Annotated in this window: 12 protein-coding genes; 10 read left to right on the forward strand and 2 right to left on the reverse strand. The window is 71.8% G+C overall.

The features are described 5' to 3' along the window. Nucleotides 1-415 precede the first annotated feature (415 nt). The 8 genes from ACIBF5_RS00740 (at nt 416) to ACIBF5_RS00775 (ending at nt 22,133) form a co-directional block, all read left to right on the forward strand. Nucleotides 416-6,313 carry an amino acid adenylation domain-containing protein gene (locus ACIBF5_RS00740; protein WP_396806684.1) on the forward strand — a complete coding sequence of 1,966 codons (5,898 nt, stop codon included), beginning with the start codon at nt 416-418 and terminating at the stop codon, nt 6,311-6,313. Continuing rightward, on the forward strand, nt 6,303-9,590 hold the full coding sequence (locus ACIBF5_RS00745) for an amino acid adenylation domain-containing protein (RefSeq protein WP_396806686.1): 3,288 nt from the start codon (nt 6,303-6,305) through the stop codon (nt 9,588-9,590). The genes ACIBF5_RS00740 and ACIBF5_RS00745 overlap by 11 nt, the downstream gene beginning before the upstream one ends. Next, nucleotides 9,587-10,969, forward strand: a complete 1,383-nt coding sequence (locus tag ACIBF5_RS00750; protein WP_396806688.1) for an FAD-dependent oxidoreductase — start codon at nt 9,587-9,589, stop codon at nt 10,967-10,969. The genes ACIBF5_RS00745 and ACIBF5_RS00750 overlap by 4 nt, the downstream gene beginning before the upstream one ends. A 7-nt stretch (nt 10,970-10,976) precedes the next feature. Continuing rightward, nucleotides 10,977-11,723, forward strand: coding sequence for a DUF6875 domain-containing protein (locus ACIBF5_RS00755; RefSeq protein ID WP_396806690.1), 747 nt, complete (start codon nt 10,977-10,979; stop codon nt 11,721-11,723). Between the two features lie 125 nt (nt 11,724-11,848). Next, complete coding sequence (locus tag ACIBF5_RS00760; RefSeq protein ID WP_396806692.1) at nt 11,849-15,166, forward strand: amino acid adenylation domain-containing protein; 3,318 nt, start codon at nt 11,849-11,851, stop codon at nt 15,164-15,166. Continuing rightward, on the forward strand, nt 15,163-19,650 hold the full coding sequence (locus ACIBF5_RS00765; protein WP_396806693.1) for an amino acid adenylation domain-containing protein: 4,488 nt from the start codon (nt 15,163-15,165) through the stop codon (nt 19,648-19,650). The genes ACIBF5_RS00760 and ACIBF5_RS00765 overlap by 4 nt, the downstream gene beginning before the upstream one ends. Beyond that, nucleotides 19,643-21,001, forward strand: coding sequence for an MFS transporter (locus tag ACIBF5_RS00770; RefSeq protein ID WP_396806695.1), 1,359 nt, complete (start codon nt 19,643-19,645; stop codon nt 20,999-21,001). The genes ACIBF5_RS00765 and ACIBF5_RS00770 overlap by 8 nt, the downstream gene beginning before the upstream one ends. A 79-nt stretch (nt 21,002-21,080) precedes the next feature. Then, on the forward strand, nt 21,081-22,133 hold the full coding sequence (locus ACIBF5_RS00775) for a methyltransferase (protein ID WP_396806697.1): 1,053 nt from the start codon (nt 21,081-21,083) through the stop codon (nt 22,131-22,133). A 44-nt stretch (nt 22,134-22,177) separates the two neighbouring features. Here the strand turns inward: ACIBF5_RS00775 and ACIBF5_RS00780 are convergent, their stop codons facing one another. After that, nucleotides 22,178-23,197 (reverse strand): LLM class flavin-dependent oxidoreductase, encoded by a 1,020-nt coding sequence (locus ACIBF5_RS00780; protein ID WP_396806699.1) that lies wholly within the window; start codon nt 23,195-23,197, stop codon nt 22,178-22,180. A 332-nt stretch (nt 23,198-23,529) separates the two neighbouring features. Next, nucleotides 23,530-24,000, reverse strand: coding sequence for a DIP1984 family protein (locus ACIBF5_RS00785; RefSeq protein ID WP_396806701.1), 471 nt, complete (start codon nt 23,998-24,000; stop codon nt 23,530-23,532). A gap of 279 nt (nt 24,001-24,279) precedes the next feature. Here ACIBF5_RS00785 and ACIBF5_RS00790 point away from each other — a divergent pair, with 279 nt between their 5' ends. Both ACIBF5_RS00790 and ACIBF5_RS00795 read left to right on the forward strand, forming a co-directional pair. Continuing rightward, nucleotides 24,280-24,639, forward strand: coding sequence for a hypothetical protein (locus ACIBF5_RS00790; protein ID WP_396806703.1), 360 nt, complete (start codon nt 24,280-24,282; stop codon nt 24,637-24,639). 120 nt (nt 24,640-24,759) lie between these two features. Further along, nucleotides 24,760-25,455 carry a suppressor of fused domain protein gene (locus ACIBF5_RS00795; protein ID WP_396806705.1) on the forward strand — a complete coding sequence of 232 codons (696 nt, stop codon included), beginning with the start codon at nt 24,760-24,762 and terminating at the stop codon, nt 25,453-25,455. Nucleotides 25,456-25,568: the final 113 nt, after the last annotated feature.

Raw genomic sequence — 25,568 nt, forward strand, 5'->3', positions numbered from 1 at the left:
CGTACACGTTTATTAATGTTGTTTCTTTCCAGTAGCAAATATGTCCGCTCGACCGAGAGTGTGACCGACGGATTTTCGACTGCCAAACGTCCAGCATCATGAATGTGTGCCACTAACACGGACAGGATCGGGTAACGGCAACTTCGTGGCTTTTTGTCATAGAGAATCTGATCAAATCGGATCGTATCTCCCAAGCTGACAAGCATCTGTCTCGGTCCCGACCCAGTGTTGACAGATCTGAATGCCTCTCGTATTTTTTGGTCACCCCCGATCACTACGCCATATCTTCCGCCTTTCCGATCGACTCGCCGCACCGTCGCCACGCCCTGACCACGCACTCGGTGACGCAATTACCGGCGGTGTTTCACGGTGCGCCGATAAAACCGGCCGCGCCCAAGAGGGAGGAAAGCAGACCGTGCGGTCGACCAGCAGTAGCGCAGGCGAAGTCAGCGACGACCAGCGGAGCGCGGCGGAACCGGACGGCGAGTGTTACGACCTACTGGCGCTCCAGCAGGGACTGTTGTTCCACGACCGCTTCGAACCCGGTTCCGGTGTCGACATCCTGCAGATCGTCATCGACTGGCCCGAGCCGCTCGACCCGACCGCGATGACCACCGCCTGGCAGGCCGCGGCCCAACGCCATCCGGTGCTCCGGACCGCGTTCACCCTGCTCGGGCCGGAACGGGCCAGCCAGCGGGTGCAGCCCGAGGTCACCATCCCGGTGAACCGGTACGACTGGCGCACCGACACCCCGACCAGCCGGGCGGAACGGCTGGCCAGACTGGACCGGTTCCTCGCCACCGACCGGTCCCACGGCTTCGACCCGGCCACCGCGCCACTGGTCCGGATCGGACTCATCCAACACCGGGCCGACCAGCACACCATCGTGTTCAGCCTGCACCACGCGATCATCGACGGCCGATCCGTGCCGCTGCTGCTGACCGAGGTGCTCACCGACTACACCGCGATCCTGCGGGGCACCGAGCGCCCGGTCCCCGACCGCCGCCCGTTCCAGGACTTCGCCACCTGGGCCGGCCAGCGATCACTCGTCGCCGACCAGCACTTCTGGCGCGCCCGACTGGACGGGGTCACGCTCCCCACCCCGCTCCCGCTGCTCCCCGCCACCAACACCCCGCCACGCGGGCCGGAGTCCGTACGCGAACTCACCCACCAGCTCGACCCGACCCAGAGTGCGACGCTGCACCGGGCCGCGAACGCGGTCGGCGTACCGCTGAGCACCCTGGTCAACGCCGCCTGGGCGGTACTACTGCACCGCTACAGCGGCGAACGGGACGTGGTCTTCGGAGCGGTCCGGAGCTGCCGCCGGGGCTCGATCGACCGGGCCGACACGATCATCGGAATGGTGATCAACACCGTGCCGCTACGGATCGACGTACGACCAGAGCTGACCGTACGGGACTGGCTGGTCGACGTACGCGCCCAGATCGACGCGGTCCGGTCGCACCAGGCCGCGCCCCTGACCGCCGTCCAGGGCTGGAGCGGCCTGCCGGCGAGCACCCCACTCTTCGACAGCCTGCTCATGTACGAGCACCGTGACCTGCAGACCGTACTCAGCCGTTCGGTGCCCGACTGGGGCTCCCGCGTCGCCCGGGTGCACCGCCACCCGGGACCGCCGGTCACCGTCCTGGTCTTCGGCGAACCGGTGCTGCGGGTGCTGCTCTACCACGACCGGCGACGCCTCACCGACCTCGCCGCCGACCGGATGCTGCACCACCTCACCACCTGCCTGATCGGACTCGCCGCCGGCCTGGACGCACCGGTCGCCGCCCTCCCCCTGCTCGGACCGGACGAACACCACCAGCTCACGCACGACTGGGCCGGGCACCGCCCCGACGAGCCCGCCGCTGGCCGTCGGCGGCTGGTGGCCAGCCGGGAGGGCACACCGCGGCACCCGGACCAGTCGACCGGCGCCACCATCGGCGAACGGTTCTCCGCGCAGGTGCGGCGCAGCCCGGACGCGGTCGCGGTAACCGGACCCGACGGCACGCTCAGCTACGCCGAACTCGACGCACGCGCCAACCGCCTCGCCCACCTACTGATCCGGCGGGGTGCCGTACCGGACCAACCGGTCGCGGTCGCCCTGCCCCGATCAGTCCGGCTGGTGGTCGCGCTGCTGGCCGTGGTCAAGGCCGGCTGCGCGTACCTCCCCCTCGACCCGACCAATCCCCCGACCCGGACCCGGGAACTGCTCGCCGCGAGCGGCGACCCGCTGCTGCTGACCGAAGCCGATCTGACCGAAGCCGACCTGGCCGGGGCAGACCTGCCACGGACCACACCGGACCGACTGGTCCGACCGGAGAGCCTGGCGTACGTCAACCACACCTCGGGTTCCACCGGCACCCCGAAGGGCGTCGCGGTGCCACACCGCGCCGTGCTGCGCCTGGTGCACGAACCGGACTACCTGCGGCTCGGTCCCGACCAGACGGTGCTGCACCTCGCCCCGGCCGCCTTCGACGCCGCCACCCTGGAGATCTGGGGCAGCCTGCTCAACGGCGCCCGGCTCGTGGTCGCCCCACCCGACCCACTCGGACCGGCGGAGATCGCCCAACTCCTGCGGGCCGAACAGGTCAGCGTGCTCTGGCTCACCGCCGGGCTCTTCCACCAGGTGGTCGAGGAAGATCCCGGCGCACTCGCCATGGTGGGGCAACTCCTGTCCGGGGGCGACGTACTCGACCCGGGCGCGGTCCGCGCCGCGCTGCGGGTCCGCGCCGGTCGCCCACTGGTCAACGGGTACGGGCCGACCGAGAACACGACGTTCACCTGCTGCCACCGGATGACCGACCCGGAGACGGTCCCGACGCCGGTACCGATCGGCCGGCCGGTGCCGCGCAGCACCGTCTACGTCCTCGACGAACTGCTCCGTCCGGTGCCGGTCGGCGTACCCGGCGAGTTGTACACCGGCGGCGACGGGCTGGCCCGGGGCTACCTCGGGCAACCCGGGCGCACCGCCGAACGGTTCCTGCCCGACCCGTTCGCGGTCAGGCCGGGCGCACGCATGTACCGGACCGGGGACCGGGTCCGCTGGCGCCCCGACGGGACCCTGGAATTCCTCGGCCGGGTCGACCGGCAGGTGAAGATCCGGGGGTTCCGGGTGGAGCCGGCCGAGGCGGAGGCGGTCCTGCGGGCGCATCCGTCGGTCGGCGAGGTTGCCGTGGTGGTGCACGGCGACGGCGAACACCGCCGGCTGGTCGCATACGTCAGCCCGTCGACAGCTACGGCCGCAGCGAACGGTACGGCACCCCTGGACGAACGCCTGCTCGGCGCGTACGCCCTCGCCCACCTGCCGCCGTACCTGCGCCCGGCCGGCTACGTACTACTGCCGGCGTTACCGCTCAACCGCAACGGCAAGGTGGACCGGAGTGCCCTGCCCGCCCCGGCGGCGCCGACCCACGCGACGGCACAACGACCGCTGACCGACCCGACCCAGCTTCAGCTCGCCACGCTCTGGACCGACCTGCTCCGGGCCGGTGTCGGGCGGGCCGAGGACGACTTCTTCGACCTCGGCGGCAACTCGCTGCTCGCCACCCGGCTCGCCTTCCGCGCCGCCGAGCGGTTCGGCATCGACCTGCCCGTGCGTGTGATCTACGAGCAGCACAGCCTGGCCGGGCTCGCCACCGAGATCGACCGGCGGCGACGCAGCCCCGGGCCGGCACCGACCCGGATCACCGCCCGGGACCGGGGCGCCTACCGGGGCGGGGTCGCCGGCACCGGCCCCGTCGAACCGACAGATCACCTGGTCAGACCGGGGAGCGGCCCCTGGGCGATGTGGCGCTGGGTCGGGCTGCGGGCCGCCGGATTCCCGGTCGGGCCACTCACCCGGCTCGGCGACCCCGAGCACCTGGCCCACACCGACGCACTGCTGACCAGTGAGGACCGGCTGGCCGAGGTACGCCGGACGATGACCGGACGGCTGCACCAGGCCCGCCGGAGCGCCCCCGCCGACCAGCGGTCCCGGTGGAACCGGGCAGACCGGCAACTGCGCCAGGGCACCCTCCCCGACGACCTGCCCGACCTCGCCAACCCGGTGCTGACAGCCGAGATCGCCGAGACCCGGGCCGCTCTCGCCGACGCCGTGCGACAGCACCGGGCCGACCGGTCGGCGTTCGACCGTTCACACGAGCAGGCGAGCCGGCGACGCACCGCCGCGCTCCGCATCGCCGCCGCCGACCCACGGCTGCGCGAGGCGGTGACCTGGCAGAACCGGCACGCCCTGCGGACCGGACTCGACCCCCTGCTCACCCGCGCCGACGGCGACGCGACCGCCCGCGACTCCAAACACCGGCAACACGAGGCACTGGCCGCCACCTACCTACAGCGGTACTGCGCCAAGAACGACACCATCGGCTTCTTCGGTCCCGTCGGCTGGGCCACCGTCACACCGGCCGGTGCCGGGTGGGAGATCACCTCCGACCCCGCCCCGCTCACCACCCGTACGGTCTACTTCGAGAACTGGGCGATGGCCGGGCTGGCGGACACGCTCACCGCCCGCGACCCGCGCCTGGCCCCCTGGCTGATCCCCCGTCGGCTGCCGTTCCTGACCGTCCTCGACAACCAGCTCCTGCTGCCGCTCACCCCGCCCACACCGCTGCCGCCACCACTGGCCCGGCTGCTCGCCGCCGCCGACGGTCGGCGTACCGCGGGTGAGATCGCCGCCGAGCTCGTCGCCGACCCGGCCAGCGGGTTCAGCACGGCGGACGAGGTGTACCGGATGCTGGCGGAGCTGCGCGACACGCACCGGGTCACCTGGTCGCTGGAGGTGCCGAAGGAGGATCTCTTTCCGGAGCGGTCGGTCCGGAACCGACTGGCCTCGGTCACCGACGACGCCGTACGGGAACCGGCACTGCGCGCCCTGGACGACCTGGTCCGCGCCCGGGACGCGGTCGCCGGGGCGGCCGGGGACGCCGACCGGCTCGGCACCGCCCTCGCCGACCTGGAACGAACGTTCACCGAACTGACCGGCGCCGCACCAACCCGCCGGGCCGGTCGGGTGTACGCCGGCCGCACACTGGTCTACGAGGACTGCCGGGCGGGCGACCGGGTGACGCTCTCCACCGACCTGGTCGGCACCCTCTGGCCGGCGCTGAGCCTGCTGCTGGAGAGCGCCCGCTGGTTCACCTTCGCCGGCGCCGCCCTGTTCGGCCGGGCCTGCCGCGAGCGGTACGCCGAACTGGTCGACCGGGACGGGCAGCCCGTGGTGCCGTTCGCCGACTTCTGGCTCTGGGCCAACGACCTCCTCTTCGACCTGCCGGAGCGGCTGATCGCACCGGTGGTCCGGGGCCTACAGGACCGGTGGCGCCAGCTCCTGCCGGAACTCGACGGGAAACGCCGGATCCAGCTCGACTCGGCGAGCATCGCCGACCGGGTCGCCGCCGCGTTCGCCGCTCCCCGACCCGGCTGGGTCGGCGCGTACCAGCACAGCCCGGACGTGATGCTGGTCGCCGACGGGGCCGAGGCCGTCGCCCGGGGCGACTTCCGGTGGGTGGTCGGCGAGGTCCACCCGGGGGTGAACACACTGCGCTCCGCCCTGTTCATGGCCCAGCACCCGGATCACACGGAACTGGTCGCGGCGATGCGCGCCGACCTGCCCGGCCCCCGGGTGGTACTGGCCGCCACCGGTGAGGAGGGCGGCGCCCCGTCCCGGCTCACCGACAAGCTCGTCACCGACCGGGACCTGCGGCTGGTCTTCGGACACGACAGCTGCGGGCTGGACCCGGAGACGGCGGTCGCGGTGGCCGACTGCGTACTGGAGTCGCAGGACGGGACGCTGACCGTACGGACCCGGGACGGCCGGCACACGCTGCCGCTCGCCGAGGTGGTCGGCGAGGCGCTGATGCTGCAACTGATCCAACGCTTCGACCTGCTGCCACCGGCCGACCACCGACCACGGATCACCGTCGACCGGGTGGTGATCTCCAGGGAGAGTTGGCGGTTCGTTGCGGCGGGGCTGGACTTCGCCACCATCGCCGAGGAGGCGGAGCGGTTTCGGGCGGTACGCCGTTGGCAACGCGACTCGGGCCTGCCCCGGTACGTCTTCGTCAAGACCCCGGTGGAGAAGAAGCCGTTCTTCCTCGACTTCGCCAGCCTCGCCTCGGTGGACACGTTCGTCCGCGCCGTCCGGCGCACGGTCTCCGGTGCCGAACCGGACGCCACCCTGCGGCTGAGCGAGATGTTGCCGACGCCGGAGCAGCTATGGCTGACAGATCCCGGCGGTGGCCGCCGGACGGCCGAGTTCCGCCTTGTCGCCGTGGACACCCGCCGGCCGGAAGCACAGAGGAGAAGCCATGACCGGTGACACCTTCGTCCTGCCCGCCTCGTCCACCCAGCGGCGACTCTGGATGCTGGACCAGCTCGACCCGGGCTCTGCGGCGTACAACATCGCCTGGTCCGTCCGGCTCACCGGCGAGCTGCGGGTCGACGCGCTCCGTTCCACGCTGCACTGGTTGGTCGGCCGGCACGAGGTGCTGCGGACCGTCTTCACCTCGGTCGACGGTGAACCGGCACAGGTCGTCGGTCCGCAATGGTCGGTCCCGCTGCCGGTCACCGACCTGGGGGCCGACGGGGCGGCGGGGCTCGACACCCTGCTCGACACGGAGAGCCGGGTGCCGTTCGACCTCGCCACCGGCCCGCTGCTGCGGGCACGACTGGTCCGGCTCACCCCGGACCAGCACGTGCTCATCCTGGTGGTGCACCACATCGTCGCCGACGGGTGGTCGTTCGACACCGTCTTCGACGAACTCGCCCACGGATACCGGGCCGCCGTCGCCGCTACCGTGCCCGAACTGCCGCCACCACCGATCCAGTACGCCGACTTCGCGGTCTGGCAACGGGAACAGGCACAGGGGTCCGCCTTCGCCGGGGACCTCGCCTACTGGCAGGCCGAACTGTCCGGGGCGCCGACCCTGCTCGACCTGCCCGCCGACCGTCCCCGTCCGGCGGAGCAGTCACCGGCCGGGGGACTGGTCACGTTCCCGCTGCCGGCGGAGCTGACCAGCGGCGTACGGCGGCTCGCCCGGGACGCCGAGACCACCGACTTCGCGGTGCTGCTCAGCGGATTCCAGGCCCTGCTGCACCGGCTCAGTGGACAGCCGGACCTGCTGGTCGCCGTACCGGTGTCGGGACGGAGCCGGCCGGAGACCCGGGGCGTGGTCGGCTTCTTCGCCAACACCCTGGCGCTACGCGGCCGGTTCGAGGAGCGGACGAGTTTCGCCGAACTGCTGCGCGCCGCCAGGAGCAGCGCGATCGCCGCCCAGTCCCGGCAGGACGTGCCGTTCGAGGAACTGGTCGACCTGCTCGCCCCGCAGCGCAGCCTCGCCTACTCACCCCTGGTGCAGGTGATGTTCGCGCTCGAACAGACACCGGCCCCGGTCGAGGTGGCCGGGGTGCGGATCGCCCCCGAACTGCACGAGAACGGAACCGTCAAGTTCGACCTGACGCTCACCGTCGAGCAGCGGCCGGACGGGTGGCGCGGGCGACTGACGTACCGGACCGAACTCTTCGACGCCGACCGGATCGAGCGGCTCGCGTCGGCATACCTGGCGCTGCTCGGGGCAGCGGTCGAGCAACCGGCGACGCCCGTCGCCGAGCTGCCGCTGCTCAGCCCGGCCGCCCGCGAGGAGATCATCGCCGGTTGGCGGGCCGAACAACTCGACCCGCCGCCGTACGACTCGATCGCCGAACTTTTCGCACGACACCCACCGGCCGACCCGGACGCGGTCGCGGTGGCGGCGCCGGACGCGACGCTGACGTACCGGCGGCTGACCGCCGACCGCAACCGCCTCGCCCACCTGCTCCGCGAACACGGGATCGGCGTCGACGTCCCGGTGGGGATCTGCCTCACCCGGGGCAGCGCCATGCTCACCGCGATGCTGGCGGTCTGGCAGGCCGGCGGCGGGTACCTGCCCCTGGACCCGGAACTGCCGACCGCCCGGTTGGCCAGGATGGCGAGCGCGGCCGGGGTGCCACTGGTCCTGACCGACCAGGCCAGCGCCGCCCGTACGGGTGACTGTTGGCCGACCGGGACGCGGGTGCTCCGCCTCGACGACCCCGAGCAGGTCACCCGGTTGCGGGCGCTCCCGGAGACCACACCGACGTACGCCGCCCACCCCGACAGCCTCGCCTACCTGCTCTACACCTCCGGGTCGACCGGCGTGCCGAAGGGAGTCGCGGTCACCCACGGTTCCGTGGTCAACCTGCTGGTCGCCTTCGACCGCCTGCTCTGCCTCACCGCCGCCGACCGGGTCGCCGCCCTCACCACGAACGCCTTCGACATCTCCGTGGTCGAACTGGTGCTGCCACTGCTCGCCGGGGCTCGAGTGGAACTCTTCGACTCCCGGTTCGCCCAGGATGCCGCCGCCCTCCGGTCCGCACTCGCGCAGCGGGCCGTCACCACGATGCAGGCCACCCCGGCGAGCTGGCGGATGCTGCTCGCCGCCGGCGGGGTGCCGGCGAACGTACGGCTGCGGATCAGCGGCGGCGAGGCGCTCACCCGCGACCTCGCGGACGCGCTGCGTACCGACGGCGCCACCCTGATCAACGGTTACGGTCCCTCGGAGACCAGCATCTACTCGACCGCCGGCCGGGTCGACGCCGACGGCCCCGTCGACCTCGGCGGCGCGGTCGCCAACACCCGGCTCTACCTGCTCGACCCGGCTGGTCGGCCGGTGCCGGTCGGCGCCGTCGGCGAACTGCACCTGGGCGGCCTCGGCGTGGCCCGGGGATACCACGGTGACCCGGCCCGGACAGCGGTCAGCTTCCGCCCCGACCCGTGGAGCAGCCGCCCCGGCGCCCGGCTCTACGCCACCGGCGACCTGGCCCGGTGGCTGCCGGGCGGGCGGCTGGAATACCTTGGCCGCGCCGACCAGCAGGTCAAACTCCGGGGCTACCGGATCGAGCTGGGTGAGATCGAAACCGCGCTCCGCGCCCAGGAGGGCATCCGGGACGCGGTCGTGGTGACCTGGCGGGCCAGCGCCGACGACGTCCGACTGGTCGGGTACGTGGTGCCGACCGAACCCGCCGCCGACCCCGTCGCGCTCTGGTCCCGCCTGCGTCCCGCGCTCGCCGCCCAACTGCCGGAGTACATGCTGCCGGCGACCCTGGTGCCGCTGGACCGGTTTCCCCGTACCGGCAGCGGAAAAGTCGATCGCCGGGGCCTACCCGAGCCGGTGTGGCGGGACGCCGACGACGGCGACCGGGTGGCGCCACGTACACCGGTGGAGGAGCAACTCGCCCTGCTCTGGGGCGAGGTGCTGGGGCTGGCCGGGGTCGGTGTGCACGACAACTTCTTCAACCTGGGCGGCCACTCCCTCACCGCGACCCGGCTGATCGCCCGGATCCGCACCACGTTCGGCGTCGACCTGCCGCTGCGGCTGCTCTTCGCCGCGCCGACCATCGCCGAACTCGCACCCCGGGTCGCCGACCCGGCCAACCCGGGATCCCACCACAACGGCACCACCGACCGGGTCGCCACCGGCGGACCAAGCGCCCAGGACCTGCTCGCCTCGCTCGACGACCTCTCCGACCGGGAGATCGACGAGCTGTTGGACACGTTGATCGCCGAGGAGGGCTCATGACGGCCACGCCGTCCCCGACCGACCGCCGGGACCGTGCCGTGATCATCGGCGCCGGTCTGGCCGGCTCACTCGCCGCCGTGTACCTCGCCCGCCGTGGCTACCGGGTGGACGTCTACGAGCGACGCGACGACCCACGAGTGTCCCCGGCCGGAACCGGAGGCCGCTCGATCAACCTCGGACTCTCCGCCCGGGGGATGCGCGCGTTGCAGGAGGTGGGGCTCCTCGGCGACGTACTCAAGCGCAGTGTGCCGATGCGCGGCCGGGTGGTGCACTCCCCGGACGGCACGGTCAGCTTCCAGCCGTACGGGCTGCACGGCCACCAGATCCTGCACTCGGTGCTCCGCGACGAGCTGATCGCCGTACTGGTCGACGCGGCCGAGGCCCAGCCCGGGGTGCGATTCCACTTCGGCTGGCGGCTGCACGGTCTCGACCGGGAGACACCCTCGGTCGCGGTGACCCAACTCGCCGACGGCTTCACCGACGAGGTGCCGGCAGACCTGGTCGTCGGCGCGGACGGGGCGTTCTCGGCCGTACGGCAACAGCTCCAGTACGGCCTGCGGGCCAACCACGGCCAGGAGTTCCTCGACTGGGGCTACAAGGAGCTCACCATCCCGGTCGACACAGACGGCCGACCCCGGGTACGGCTGGAGGCGCTGCACGTCTGGCCGGGTGAGCACGGGCTGATGGTCGCCCACCCGAACGTCGACGGCTCGCTGACCTGCACCCTCTTCATGCCGTTCGAGGGACCGCACAGCTTCGCCACACTCGACGGACCAGCGGCGATCCAGGACTTCTTCCGGCGGAACTTTCCCGACGCGCAGGAGCTGATGCCCCGACTCGTCGAGGAGATCACCGAACACCCGACCGGCCAGATGGTCACCGTACGGACCAGCCCGTGGCGGTACGCCGACCGGGTGGTGCTGATCGGCGACGCGGCCCACGCCGTCTACCCCTTCTACGGCCAGGGCATGAACTCCTCCTTCGAGGACTGCCTGGTGCTCGACCGGTGCCTGGAGCGGCACGGCGACCGGGGCGCCGCGCTCGCCGCGTACGAGGCGGCCCGCAAGCCGCACACCGACGTGCTGGCCGACCTCTCCACCCGCAACTTCGTCGAGTTGCGGGACCGGGTGCACCGGCCGACGTACGCCCTGAAGGCGGGTGCGGACCGGCTGCTCGGCCGACTCCTACCCGACCGCTGGATTCCGCTGTACACGATGGTCGCCCACACCACCACCCCGTACGCCGAGGCGCTGGCCCGGTCGGAGCGACAGGACCGGCTGCTGCGCGCGACGGCGACCGGCGGCGTCCTGGCGCTCGGCACCGCCCTGGCATATGCGACGACCCGGGCGGCCCGCGCCGCCCGCCGATCGGGGCGGTGACGGTGCCGTGCTGATCCATCCCGAAGAGCCGGCGTGCGTGCTGGTGGAACAGTTCGACCTGACCGCCGAGGCGGTCCATCCGCTGCTGCACGGTGTCGAGGAAAAACTGCTCAGCGTGCTCCGTTGGGCCCGCGAGTACCTCTGCCGGCCACACCCGGAACTCGGCCGCAAGGGCCCGGTCTGCCCGTTCGCGCAGGCGTCCCTGGACCGGGGAATGTTCTATCTCGCCGTGCACCGGGGCGACACCGTCGCGCCGGCCGTGCTCGACGGGCTGCTGATGAGGTACCGCGACTGGTTCCGTGAGCTGCCCCCGACCACCGGCCCGGCCGCCCAGTTCAAGACGATCCTGCTCACCCTGCCGGATCTCCCACCGGACCAGGCGAACGCGGTCGTGGACCGGGCCCAGGAACGGCTGAAACCGCAGTACGTGGCCGAGGGGTTGATGGTCGGCGAGTTCCACGCCGGACCGCCGGAGAAGGCGGGGCTCTGGAACGCCGACTTCCGCCCCCTGTACAGCCCGGTGCCGCTGCTCGCGATCCGGCACATGGTCTCGTCGGACTTCCCGTTCCTCACCGAGGACGCCGACGCGGTCGCCGCGTACCTGCGCCTGTTCGGCGCGAACACGCCGCCGGCTCTGCGTACCCGGGTCAGCGCCGTGGCCCGCGAGTTCGGCCTCTCCCTGCCCGTCCCGGAGCCGGTCTCCCCCAGACCACCGGTCCCCCAACTGGCCGATCAGCAAGGAGCCACCCCATGACCGAGCGAAGCGAGGAGAGGTCATGACCGAGCGAAGCGAGGAGAGGTCATGACCGAGCGAAGCGAGGGAATCAGCCAGCTCAGTCGAACAGGTCATGGCATCGACGAGCGAAGCGAGGAGAGGTCATGACCGAGGTCAATGCGGATCATGGCAGTACTTCGCCGGCGACGAACAAGCGGGCGTTGCTGGCGCGGATGCTGACCGAGCGGGCGAACGCTCCTCGGACGTACCCGGTCTCGTCCGGTCAGCAACGGTTGTGGTTCCTGGACCGGTTCCAGCCCGGTGACCCGGTCTACAACATCCCGGTCGCGTTCCGGTTACGCGGCCCGCTCGACGTCGAAGCGCTACGCGCGGCCCTGGACCTGATCGTGCGACGGCACGCGGCGTTGCGGACCAGCTTCGCCGACTCGGGTGGCGAACCGGTGCAGGTGGTACGCCCGACCGCCGACCCGGTGCTGGAGGTCACCGACCTGTCCGGCGGCACCGCCGACGAGGCGGCCCGGCTGCTCTGGCAGGAGGCCCGCCGCCCGTTCGACCTGGCCCGTGGCCCACTGTTCCGGGCCAGGCTGGTCCGGACCGCCGAGGACGACCATCACCTCTCCCTCTGCCTGCACCACATCGTCTCCGACGCCTGGTCGCTCGGGGTGCTCTTCACCGAGCTGAACACCGCGTACGCGGCGCTGCGCGAGGGCCGTACGCCGCAGTTGCCGGAGCTGCCGGCCCAGTACGCCGACTACGCGCTCTGGCAGCGGGAGAAGCTGGCCGGCGAGGCGTTGCGGGACCAGCTCGACTACTGGCTGGACCAGTTGCGCGGCGCCCCCGCCCTGCTCACCCTCCCGACCGACCGGCCCCGCCCGGCCGCCCAGTCCTACCGGGGCGCGGTGCACTACTTCGACTTCGGTGCCGCGCTGCTGCGCAGGTTGCGGGAGTTCAACCAGGCCAGCGGGGCGACCACGTTCATGACCCTGATGGCCGGGTTCAGCGCGTTGTTGTCGCGCTCCAGTGGCCAGGACGAGTTGGTGATCGGCACCCCGGTCGCCGGGCGCAGCCACGCCGACCTGGAACCGCTGATCGGGTTCTTCGTCAACACGTTGCCGCTGCGGGTGTCGGTGGCCGGCGTACCGACGTTCCGGGAGCTGGTCGACCGGGTCCGGGAGGCGACCCTGGGTGGGCTGGCGCACGCCGACGTCCCGTTCGAGAAACTGGTCGAGGAGCTGGCGCCGGAGCGCAGCCTCGGCCACGCCCCGGTCTTCCAGACCCAGCTCATCGTGCAGAACACACCGCCGGCCAATCTGGACCTCGTCGACCTGACCAGCACCTCGCTGCGGGTGGACAGCGGCACCGCCAAGTTCGACCTCTCCCTGGTCGGGGAGATGACCTCGGACGGCGGGCTGCACCTGGCGGTGGAGTACGACATCGCCCTGTTCGACGCCGAGTCGGTGGCCCGGCTGGCCCGGCAACTGACCACCCTGCTCGACGCGGCGCTCACCGACCCGGACCGCCCGGTGGCCGAGATTCCGCTGCTGGCCGGGGTGGAGCGGTGGCGTTCGGTGGTCGACTGGAACGCCACCGCCCGGGGCCTGCCGCCGGTCGCGTCGGTGCTGGAACTGTTGCCGACCGACGACTCGGAGGCGGGGCCGGTGCCGGCGGTCAGCGGCCCGGACGGGACGGTGAACCCGGCCGGGTTGCACGAGCGGGCGGCCCGGTTGGCGTACGTGCTGCGCACCCGCGGGGTGCAGCCGGACACTCCGGTCGGCATCGTCCTCGACCGGGGTGTCGGCATGCTGGTCGGCGTCCTCGGCACCTGGCAGGCGGGGGCGGGTTACCTGCCGCTGGACCCGAGCCTGCCGGCCGACCGGCTCCGGTACCTGCTCGACGACTCCGGCGCCCGGGTCGTGGTAACCCAGCGGTCGGTCCGGGAACGTCTCGCCGACCTGCTCGCCGACGTACCGGTGGTGGTCTGTCTCGACGACGACGCGGCGGAGCTGGCGGCGGCCCCGGCCGACACGGACCCGGTGCCGGCGCACCCGGACGGCCTGGCCTACCTGATCTACACCTCGGGTTCGACCGGCCGACCGAAGGGGGTCGCGGTGCCGCACCGGTCGGTGCTGAACCTGGTCGCGTCCTTCCACGACGACCTCGGCCTGACCGGCGCGGACCGGTTCGCGGCGGTCACCACACTCTCGTTCGACATCTCCGTGCTCGAACTGCTGGTGCCGCTGGTCACCGGCACCCCGCTGACCATCGTGGACTCCGCGGTCGCCGCCGACGGGCCGGCGCTGCGGGAGCTGCTGGTAGCCGACGGAATCACCGCCATGCAGGCGACCCCGGCCACCTGGCGGTTGCTGCTCGCCACCGGTGGGGTGCCGGCCGGTTTGCGGCTGCGGCTCTGCGGCGGTGAGGCGCTTCCCCGGGATCTGGCGGACGCGCTGCTCGCGGACGGCGCGACGCTCTGGAACTGTTACGGCCCGACGGAGACCACGGTCTGGTCGGCCGCGACACCGGTGGCACCGTCACCAGCCACCATCGACCTGGGTACGCCGATCGCCAACACCGAGCTGTACGTGCTCGACCGGATCGGCCAGCCGGTGCCGGTCGGTGTGGTCGGCGAGGTGCACATCGGCGGTCATGGGGTGGTCCGGGGCTATCCCGGTCGCCCCGGGCTGACCGCCTCCCGGTTCGTCCCAGACCCGTTCAGCGGCCGGCCGGGAGCCAGGCTCTACGCCACCGGTGACCTGGCCCGGCAGCGGGCCGACGGCCGGTTGGAGTTCCTCGGCCGGACCGACCACCAGGTGAAGATCCGCGGCTTCCGGATCGAGCTGGGCGAGATCGAGGAGCAGTTGCGGGCGCACAAACTGGTCGCCGACGCGGTGGTGAGCACCTGGGCTGCCGGCGCCGACGACACCCGACTGGTCGCGTACGTCGTCCCGACGGGCGACCCTGCCCCCGACCTCTGGGCGGTGCTGCGTCCGTGGCTCGCCACCCGGCTGCCCGGTTACATGGTCCCGGCGACCCTGGTCACCCTCACCGCGTTGCCGGTGAACGCGAACGGCAAGACCGATCGGGGCGCACTGCCGCAACCGGACTGGCGGGACGCGGTCGCCGCCGAGCGGGTCGCCCCGCGCGACCCGGTGGAGCAGTTGCTCGCCGAGATCTGGCAGCAGGTGCTCGGAGTCGAAGGGCTTGGCGTACACGACGACTTCTTCGCCCTCGGCGGCCATTCGCTGCTCGCCGCCCAGGCGCTCAGCCGGATCGGTGCCGCGTTCGAACTGGAACTGCCGATCCGGGTGCTCTTCGAGGCGCCGACGGTTGCCACCATGGCCGGCGCGCTGATCGCCCGGGAACCGGTGCCGGGGCATGTGGTGACCGTCGCCGAGCTGCGCCAGGATCTCGCCGGGCTCTCCACCGAGGAGTTGCGTACGTTGCTGGGAGAGCCGTCGTGACCGAGGTTGACGCCGGTACGCGGGAACGGCTGATCCGGGAACTGCTCGCCCGCCGCGGAGTGGCCTCGGCCCGTCGCTCCACCGCCGTTCCGGTCCGCGACCCCGGCACCCGTATTCCGCTCTCCCCCCTGCAGGAGGGGCTCTGGTTCCTCGACCGGCTCGATCCTGGTGGCGGCGCGTACGCGTTGGCCCTCGCGGTCCGGTTGACCGGCACCCTGGACCGGGTGGCGCTGCGCCGTGCGCTCGACACGACCCGGGACCGGCACGAGGCGCTGCGTACCGTGTTCCGGCTCCGGGACGGCCGGACCGAGCAGGTCGTGCTTCCCGCCGAGGACCCCCGGAGCCGGATTCCGCTGGAGGTTGTCGACCTCACCGCCACCGATTCCGCCGATCGGGAGGAGCGGGTCGGTACGCTCGCCCGCGGCTTCGTCGAGAACGGCTTCGACCTGGAGCGGGGGCCGCTGTTCCGGACCCTGCTGGTCGGGTTGGAGCCGGAGGAGCACCTGCTGGTGCTGGGTGCGCACCACATCGTCGCCGACGACCGGTCGCTGCACATCGTGCTGGGTGAGGTCCTGGACGAGCTGTTCGGCGCCCCCACCCCGGCACCGCCGGAGGTGCAGTACCCGGACTACGTGTTGTGGCGGCAGCGGACCTTGGACGCCGGGGTGACGCAACGGCAGCGCGAGTTCTGGGCCGACCAGCTCGCCGGGGTGTCCGGGGCGTTGGACCTGCCGACCGACCGGCCGCGTCCACCGGTGCAGACGTTCACCGGCGGGACGCACAGGTTCGAGGTTCCGGCGGAGCTGACCAGCGCCCTCGACGGAGTGGCCCGGCGTACCAGCAGCACCCGGTTCATGCTGGTGCTGACCGCGTTGCAGGTGCTGCTGCGGCGCTGGACCGGCCAGGACGATGTCTGTGTCGGCTCCCCGGTCTCGCTCCGCGCCACCCCGGAACTCCAGTCGGTGGTCGGGCTGATGGTGAACAGCCTGGCGCTGCGCACCGACCTTTCCGGAGACCCGACGCTCACCGAAGCCCTCGGGCGGGTACGCCGTACCTGCGTCGACTCACTCGACCACGCCGACCTGCCGCTGCACCAGGTGGTCGAGCTCGCCGCCCTGCCCCGGGACCCGAGTCGCAACCCGCTGTTCCAGGTGATGTGCGTGGTCAATCCCGGTGGTACGCACCGGCGGTCACCGGGGCTGACGGTTCGACCGGCGGGTTTCGACCGGGAGAGCGCCCGGATGGATCTGACGGTGCTCTTCTTCGAGACCGGTCCGACCCTCACCGGGGTGCTCGACTACAACCGCGACCTCTTCGACCCGGCGACCATGCGGCGCTTCGGTGACCGGTTGTTGCTCGTCCTCGATGCGCTCGTCAGCGGCCCGCAGCGGCGACTCTCCGAACTGGAACTGCTCACCGGGGACGATCGGCGTGCACTGGCGGAGTGGAACGACACCATCCGCGACTCGGACGGCGGGGCGCCGAGCGGTGCCGGGTTGGCGGAGCTGGTCCGGGCGTGGGCGGTGGCGACCCCGGACGCCCCGGCGGTGGTCGACGGGGACGAGACGGTCGACTACGGCGAACTGGACCGTCGGGCCGAGCGGTTGGCTCGGCGGCTGCGGCGGGCCGGGGTCGGCCCGGAGGTGCCGGTCGGCCTGCTCCTGCCCGCCAGCATCGCGGCGATCACCGGCATCCTCGGTGTCCTCAAGGCCGGCGGCGCCTACCTGCCGCTGGACCCCGGACATCCACCGGCGCGGCTGCGCACCCTGCTCGCCGACGCGCACGCACCGGTGCTCCTGGTCGACCCGGCGGACCTATCCCGTTTCGCCGACCATCCCGGTACCGTGCTCCCCATCACAGACATCGACCAGGATGACATCGACCCAAGCGGTACCCCGCTGCCGGTGACCGACCCGGACCAGCTCGCCTATGTCATCTACACCTCCGGCTCGACCGGCGCACCGAAGGGGGTGATGGTCAGCCACCGGAGCGCGGTCAACCTGACCAGGGCTTTCATCGAGGAGCACGGGATCGGGCCGGGCGACCGCCTGCTGATGCTGCCGCCGCTGAGTTTCGACGCCTCCGTCGGCGACATCTTCCCGGCCCTGGCCGGCGGCGCCGCCCTGGTGCTGCACCGCCGCCCGGCCGAACTCACCGGCCCTGACCTGCTCCGACTCTGCGCCGAAGAGCGGCTCACCCTGGTCGACGCCGCCGCCGCGCTCTGGACCCGGTGGGTCGCCGACCTGGCCTCGACACCGGCGCACACGCCGGCAACCGGGTTGCGGGCGCTGATGGTCGGCGGTGAGGCGGCCACGACCGACACCGTACGGGGCTGGGCCCGCGCCACCGGCGGCACCGTACGGGTGTACAACCACTACGGCCCGACCGAGGGCACCGTCTGCGCCACCACGTACGCCACCGTCGACGCGAGCGAGTTGCCGGGTCTCGGCCAACTGCCGATCGGCCGCCCGCTGGGCAACGTACGGGTGCACCTGCTCGACGCCCGACTGCGCCCGGTGCCGGTCGGTTTCACCGGCGAGGTCTACCTCGGCGGTGCCGCACCGGCCCGGGGCTACCTCGGCGCACCGGGTCTGACCGCGTCACGGTTCGTGTCCGACCCGTTCGGCGCACCCGGTGCCCGGCTCTACCGCACCGGCGACCTGGCCCGGCACCGGCCGGACGGGACCATCGAGTTCCTCGGCCGCACGGACCGTCAGGTAAAGATCCGGGGACACCGGATCGATCTCGGCGAGGTGGAGGTCGCGTGCGCCGCCCAGCCCGGGGTGGGCCGGGCGGCGGTGACGGTACGCGACGACGGGACCGGTCCCCGGCTGGTCGCGTACCTGGTGCCGGCGGGCGGGACCGCGCCGACCCCGGCCGAGGTCCGGGCGGGTCTGCGGGAGCGGCTACCGGACTACCTGCTCCCCGCGCACCTGGTCTTCCTGCCCGAACTGCCGCTGAACGCGCACGGCAAACTCGACCAGGCGGCCCTTCCGGCGCCGGTCGAAGAGACGTCGGGGGCCGATCACGTACCGCCCCGGACCGCGACCGAACGGGCGCTCGCCGCCATCTGGGCCGGGATGCTCGACCGGGAACGGGTCGGCGCCCGGGACAACTTCTTCGACCTCGGTGGACACTCGCTGCTGGCCGGTCCGCTGGCCGCTCGGATCCACGCGGACCTCGGTGTCGACCTGCCGCTGCGGGCGCTCTTCGAGACCGCCGACCTGACCGGCCTGGCCCGCCGGGTCGACCAGGCCCGTGCCGGCGACACCGGTCGCCGGCTCGACCCGGACCGGGTACGCGACGACGCCCGGCTCCCCGACGACATCGCCGACCGCCTGCCGGCCGGCCGTCCGACGACCACACCGGAGACGGTGCTGGTCACCGGCGCCACCGGTTTCCTCGGCGCGCACCTGCTCGCCGACTGGCTCGACCACAGCCGGGCCGAGCTGCACTGCCTGGTCCGGGCCGGCTCCCCACAGGCCGCCACCGACCGGGTACGCGACAACCTCACCCGGTACGGCCTCTGGCGTGACGAGTACGCGAGCCGACTCGTCGGTGTCCCCGGTGACCTCGGTGAACCCGCGCTCGGGCTGAACCGGCGGGACTTCGAGGTGCTGGCCGACCGGACCGACCTGGTGTTACACAACGGCGGGCTGGTCAACTTCCTGATGCCGTACGAGTCGCTGCGGCCGGCGAACGTCACCGGCACCGTCGAGGTGCTGCGACTCGCCGCCACCGGTCGCCCGACCGCCGTACAGCTCGTCTCCACCCTCGGGGTGTTCCTCACCCCGGGCCGGGTCGACAGCCTGGTCGAGGAGGGAGACGCCCCGGACGACTGCACCGGGCTCGGCGACGGCTACAACTCCACCAAGTGGGTCTCGGACGCGCTGGTACGCGCCGCACGTGGACGCGGGTTGACGGTCAGCGTGCACCGACCGGCCCGGATCACCGGCAACGCCACCACCGGGGTCGGCAACGCCGACGACTACTTCAGCCGGCTACTGAAGACGTTCGTGCAGCTCGGCGCGGTGCCGGAGATCGGCGACGACCACGCCGACCTGTCCCCGGTCGACTACGTCGGCGCCGCGATCGGGCACCTCTCCCGGCAGCCGGAGCGCTGGGGGCAGGACTTCCACTACTACAACAACCGCACGATCTCCTTCGCCGACCTGGCCGGTGCGCTGGCCGGCTACGGCTACCCGGTCGATCTGGTCCCGTACGACCGGTGGCGGGCCGCGCTGCTGGGCCGGCCGGACGCGGCACTGGCACCCTTCGCCCCGCTCTTCGGCGAGCACACGCCTCGGCGTACCCAGCCCCGGTTCGACTGCACCCGGACCGAGGCGGCGCTGGCACCGGCCGGCATCACCTGCCCGCCGGCGGACCCGGCGCTGCTCCACACCTACCTGGCCTGGTACGTCAGCGCCGGGTTCCTCGATCCGCCGCCCGGCGGGCACAGCGATGTCAGGAGCGTCCATGGCTGAACGGATCCGCACCCGCCTGCTGATCGCGGTCTGGCTCGGTCAGCTCGTCTCCCTGGTCGGCTCCAGTCTGACCGGCTTCGTGCTCGGCGTCTGGGTCTACCAGCGGACCGGCTCGGTCACCCAGTTCTCGCTGATCTTCCTGGCCAGCAGCCTGCCGGCGGTGCTGGTCGCCCCGTTCGCCGGGGTGATCGCCGACCGTTGGGACCGGCGTCGGGTGATGCTCCTGAGCGACCTGGGGGCGGCGATCGGCACCGCCGCGCTCGCCCTGCTGGCGGCGAGCGACAGCCTCGCCGTCTGGCACATCTACCTCGCCACCGCGCTCAGCGCGGCCAGTTCGACGGTGCACCAGGTCAGCTACCAGGCGATGACGCCGGCACTGGTCGGCAAGACGCACCTGGCCCGGTTCAACGGGTTGATGCAGGTCACCCGCGCCGCCCAGATCGCGGCGCCGCTGGTCGCCGGGGTGCTGGTGGTGACGATCGGGATCGGCGGGGTGCTCGCGGTCGACCTCGGTACCTTCGCGGTGGCGTCGCTGACCCTGCTGCTGGTCCGGCTTCCCGCCGAGGCGACCCGTCCGGCGGCGCGGCGGACCCGCGAGCCGGTGCTGACCGAGGCCGTCGCGGGCTGGCACTACCTGCGCGCACGCACCGGACTGTGGCAGCTGATGGTCCTCTTCGGCGCGTACAACTTCCTCTTCGGTTTCGCCGGTGTGCTGGTGCAGCCGCTGATCCTCTCGTTCGCCTCGGCGGACACCCTGGGGTTGCTGATGTTCGCCGGTGGGGCCGGGCTTTTCGCCGGCAGCGTGGTGATGACCGCCTGGGGTGGCCCGGCCCGTCGGATCAACGCGGTCTTCGGTGGGCTGGCGCTCGGCGGGGTGGCGCTGGTGCTGCACTCGCTCACCCCCTCGGCCTGGTTGATCGCCGTGGTGGCGCCGCTGTTCCTCTTCACCCTGCCGATCGTGAACAGCTCCACCATGACCCTGATCCAGACCAAGACCGAACCGGCGGTGCTGGGTCGGGTGCTGGCCGCCGCCCGGGTGGTCGGCGACGCCAGCATCCCGGTCGCGTACCTGCTCGCCGGCCCCCTCGCCGACCAGGTGTTCGAGCCGCTGATGCGGCCTGACGGTGCGCTCGCGGGCAGCGCCGGCGCGGTCATCGGCACCGGTGACGGCCGGGGCACTGCCCTGGTCTTCGCGGTCACCGGCACGCTGATGATGCTGTTGGTCGCCGCCGCCTGGTCCCGCCGGTCGCTACGTGAGGTCGACGACCTGCCGGACGCCCTGGAGCCGACCGCGCCCGCCGAGGCCGCGACGCCGGAATCCGTGGAAACCCCCGAGCCGGTACGCGACTGACCGTCCGTCCCACCCTCAGCACGCCGCACCCTCAGCACGCCACCTTGAGCACGTGCCACCTTGAGCGAGGAGAACAAGCATGCCGGTGCCGTTGTCGCCCGAGACCGCCCGTGCGTTCATCGAGTCCGACGAGGCCCCCTCGGCCCACCTCGACATGCTGAACGCGGTCTCGTTCCGGACCGCCGGGGCGGGGCTGCGGCTCGGGGTGTTCGAGGTGCTCGCCGACGGCCCGCTGCCGGTCACCACCGTCGCCGAGCGGGTCGGCGCCGATCCGCTCGGACTGCGGCTGCTGCTCGACGCGCTGGTCGGCTTCGGCTATCTCAGCACCACCGACGGCACGTACGCGAACACCCCGAACACGACCCGGTGGTTGCTGCGCTCCACCCCGGACAGCTTCGCCCCCGTGCTGTCTTTCTGGTCCACCGTGCTGACCGAACTCTGGGGCGACCTGGAAACCTCGGTCCGCCACGGCGAACCGACCGGCGACTTCTACGCCTGGCTGGAGCGCCGACCCGAGACCCTGCGCGACTTCCAAACCATGCTGCGGAGGCTCTCCGGTTGGCTCGCCGAGGAGATCCTCACCCTGATTCCCGCTCCCCCGACGAACGGGCGACTCCTCGACCTCGGTGGCGGCCACGCGGGTTACACCACCGCCTTCTGCCAGGCGTACCCGGAACTGCACGCCACCGTCTTGGACCTGCCCGGCGCCCTGACCCAGGGGCAGGCGGTGGTCGAGTCGGCCGGGCTCGCCGACCGGGTCGAGCTACGCCCCGGCGACCTGCTCACCGCCGACCTCGGCACCGGGTACGACCTGGTTCTGCTCTTCAACATCGTGCACGGGTACGACGACCGCCAGGTCGCCGCACTGCTCGCCCGGGTCGCCACCGCGCTCAACCCCGGTGGCCGGGTGGTCCTGCTTGAGCCGCTCGCCGAGGTCCCCCAACGTCCGCCGGGCGTCGCCGACGCGTTCGTACGCGCGTTCAGCCTCAACCTCTTCCACACGCAGGGCGGCAGGGCGTACGCCTTCGACGAGTTGGCCAAGCTGCTCACCGAGGCCGGGTTCGGCGATCCGGAGGAACGGATGCTGACCCGCTCCGACGCCGACCATCTTGTCCTCGCCACCCGCGCCTGAGCGCTCCCTGGGGCGTATCAACCACAGACGTTCACGGAGCCGCGTCAGTCGGTCGGACGCCAGCCCAGCGCCGGGCCGAGCCCGGTGGCGATGTCGGTGAGGATCTGCACGTAGTCGTCGTGGTCGAAGGTGAACGGCAACGCGAACGCGACCTCGTCGACCTCCCGGAAGGCGACCTGCGCGTAGAGCCGTTCGGCGATCTCCGAGGAGCTGCCGACGAGGTCGGGCGCGAACATCATCCGTGCGGGCCCCTGCGGAGTGGCGGTACGCGGCGTCCGCTGCCGCGCGTACGCCTGGTACTTGGCCCGCTGCTCCGGTGTGGCGCTGTCGGTGGGGATCACCACCAGCCCCTGGGAGACCCGGGCACCGGCACCGTCGGGATGGTGCTCGCGGAACGTCCGGATGTGCGAGAGCTGGATCTCGGCGAAGTTCTCCGACTCCTCCGCCTTCACCACACTGCTGGTCAGGAAGTTCATCCCGTTCTCCCCGGCCCACTGGGCGGATCGCAGGCTCGCGCCGCCGTACCACATGCGGCGTCCCAGACCGGGCGAGTGGGGCTGGACCCGGTCGGAGAAGACCTCGAAGCCCTCGACCCCGCTGAAGTCGGTGGCCGGCTCACCCCGGACGAAGTCCAGCAGCCGCCGTACCCGCTGGTAGCTGAAGTCCTCGGTATCGGCGGTGTCCGGGTAGAGCGCCTCCCTGACCTGCTCGTAGTGCATCGGCGGCCCGACGCTCACCCCCGGATTGAGCCGACCACCGGAGAGGATGTCGACGGTCGCCAGGTCCTCGGCCAGCCGCAGCGGATTCTCCCAGCCGAGTGGAATGACGGCGGTGCCCAGTTCGATCCGGCTGGTGCGCTGGGAGGCAGCCGCCAGGATGGCGACCGGGGACGAGATGCCGTACTGGAGGTGGCGGTGCCGGACCCAGGCGCTGTCGAAGCCCAGCTCCTCACCGAGTGTGATGATGTCGAGCGTCGACTCGTGACCCGGGCGAGGATCAACGTCGTCGAACAACCCGATCGTCAGAAAGCCCAGCTTTCGCAGCGGCTCCGAGGGCAGCGGCACAGGGCCCCCCACATCGTCCACGGCATGCTCTGCCGTACCTCAACACCGGCCCAGTCGGGCAGGAGGTCACCACCAATGATCCACGGTGTCCGCCCCTCGGCCGAACCCGACTGCGATGTGAGTGCCCCGAGCCCTCCCTCGCCGTCACGGACCTGCACCTGGTGATGTGCTGTGCGCTGTGCGCAATCACCTGTACGCGGTGCTGGGCTGCCCTGTCGGTGGGGACTCGAACCCCGCGCTGCCCATCGCGCGCCAGGAGGGGGCCGGAAACCGCCGGCCCTCGGTGTGTGCTCGCCTCCGCGACGACTACCTGCCACACATCGCCCGCTCGCCTACTCCAGTACGTCCGCCTCCCAATTGACCCGCTGAATCAGCATGTCCAACTCGCGGACCTCACGCGCGAGCCGGTCCGCCTGGCCCCGGAGTTCCGCGACGGGGAGCGCGGCGAGCATCTTCAGCTCGGAGCGGAGCTGCCGTACGGCCTGGCCACGCTGATCGCGTCCGGCCGCCGCGTCTGCCGCCGCCGTCACCAGGGCGTGCCGCAGCCGCAGCACGTCTCGCCGAGCGAGGGCGTCGGTTAGGGTGCCCACGCCGACCTCGACCGAGGCGTTGGTCCGGTTGATCCGGCGAATCAACACCTCCAACTCGTCGAGTACGCCGTCGACCTCGACCAACAGCCGCGTCGCGTCCTCGGCGGGTGTCTCCCCTTCCTGGTACCGGGCACTGGCCACAACCCTTGCCCGCAGTTGCTCGACTCGGCGGACCGCATCGGAACGGTGGGCGAGCGCCTCGGCAAGCTTCACTACGCACCTCCACAGCTCATCACACCGCTGGCCACTTATCTGCCGGCCAGACCCCGAGAATCATGGCCCTTCGCCGGGGACAGATCAACCCGAAAACGTCCAACCGGCGGCTGACGACTCCCACCCCGTGACTGATTGCCTCACGTCGATACGCTCCGGGCGGGTGCCCGCCCAGCGAAGGAGACGATCACTATGGCTCAGGACGGCGCGTCGCGACCCCCGCTGCGGCCACGTTATTCCCGACCGTCGCCGCCTCGACCGACCACAAGACCCGGCTCGGTGTGGGTCGTCTCACTGTTGCTGGTCGCCTACGGCCTGCTCGGCACGTTACTCGGGGCGATGCTGCTGGAGGATGCGATCTCCCATGGCGAGGAGGACGTGGTCATCCTGATGGCGGTGATCAGTCTCCTGCTCTCGGCGGCGCAGGTCACGTCGGGCATCGGCCTCTTCTTCGGCGCGAGGTGGGGCCGCACCGGCGCCCTGACCGTCTGCGGAATCAATGTGCTGGCCGTCGCGGTGGCCGCCGCGAACGACGGCGTGGGCACCGCCCCGGCGTGGATCGCGGTCGCCGTCAACGCCGTCCTGGTCTTCGTTCTGCTCGGCGAGAAGATCCACGGCTGGACCGGCGGTGACAAGTGACCGGTAGCCGGGCGGCGGCCGGTGCCATAGACCAGTGACGTGGGCGGGACCTGCCCGGACCGATCTGGGTGCCGAAGTGGACACCTGCATCGCTGGCGCCCTGCTCTAGTCTGCGTGGTCATGAGCGAAGCACCGGGAACAGGCACCCTGCGGCACGAGCCACGGTACGACGGGTTCGTCGCCGCCGAGGGTCAACGGCAGGAGGTGGCCGAGGCGATCGACCGGCACATCGCCGAGCACTTCGGACCGGTGGCGTTCGTGCTCCACGAGATCGGCTCGCACCTGGTCGGGGTCCATGTCTACGTGGTCGGGCCGACTGCCGAGCGGCCGTTCCAGACGCTTATCACGTCGGGGATGAGCGAACGCCCGATGACGGTCCCCGATGGGAGTGGGATCAGCCCGTACGCGGAGTTGGTGCTCTGCCTGCCGGCGGACTGGCCGCTGACGCAGGCGGCGCTGCAGGACGAGCGGACCGGCTGGCCGGTTCGGGTGCTCAAGCAGGTGGCCCGGCTGCCGCACGAATACGGCACCTGGATCGGCGAGTGGCATTCCGTACCGAACGGCGATCCTGCGGAACGGTACGCCCCTGGCACCTCGTTCGCCGGGGTGGTCGTCACGCCGATGCTGCGGGTACGTCCCGAGGCGCGGACCATCGACGTCGCGGACGGAACGCAGATCAACCTGCTCGCGCTCGTGCCGCTGCATCCCGCCGAGGTCGCGCTGAAGGTGTCTGAGGGAACGAACGCGCTGATCGCCGCACTCGACCGGGGCGGGGTCAACGAGGTGCTGGATCCGGACCGGCCGTCGTTCGGCTGACCGCGAGCAGGTCAACAAGACGCCTTCGATCGTCCGGTGGACCGTCGCGGCACGACATGCACGGCGCTCCACTCCGGCGATGGAACTTCGAGCCGGCGCGCCACCCGTACGCC

This window comes from Micromonospora sp. NPDC050417, from assembly GCF_044458865.1.
GTDB lineage: Bacteria > Actinomycetota > Actinomycetes > Mycobacteriales > Micromonosporaceae > Micromonospora_G.

Excerpts from the sequence above, each read along its gene's own strand:
- ACIBF5_RS00770 (WP_396806695.1), top strand. The coding sequence starts at position 19,643 with ATGGCTGAACGGATCCGCACCCGCCTGCTGATCGCGGTCTGGCTCGGT.
- ACIBF5_RS00745 (WP_396806686.1), top strand. The coding sequence starts at position 6,303 with ATGACCGGTGACACCTTCGTCCTGCCCGCCTCGTCCACCCAGCGGCGA.
- ACIBF5_RS00775 (WP_396806697.1), top strand. The coding sequence starts at position 21,081 with ATGCCGGTGCCGTTGTCGCCCGAGACCGCCCGTGCGTTCATCGAGTCC.
- ACIBF5_RS00760 (WP_396806692.1), top strand. The coding sequence starts at position 11,849 with ATGACCGAGGTCAATGCGGATCATGGCAGTACTTCGCCGGCGACGAAC.
- ACIBF5_RS00795 (WP_396806705.1), top strand. The coding sequence starts at position 24,760 with ATGAGCGAAGCACCGGGAACAGGCACCCTGCGGCACGAGCCACGGTAC.
- ACIBF5_RS00750 (WP_396806688.1), top strand. The coding sequence starts at position 9,587 with ATGACGGCCACGCCGTCCCCGACCGACCGCCGGGACCGTGCCGTGATC.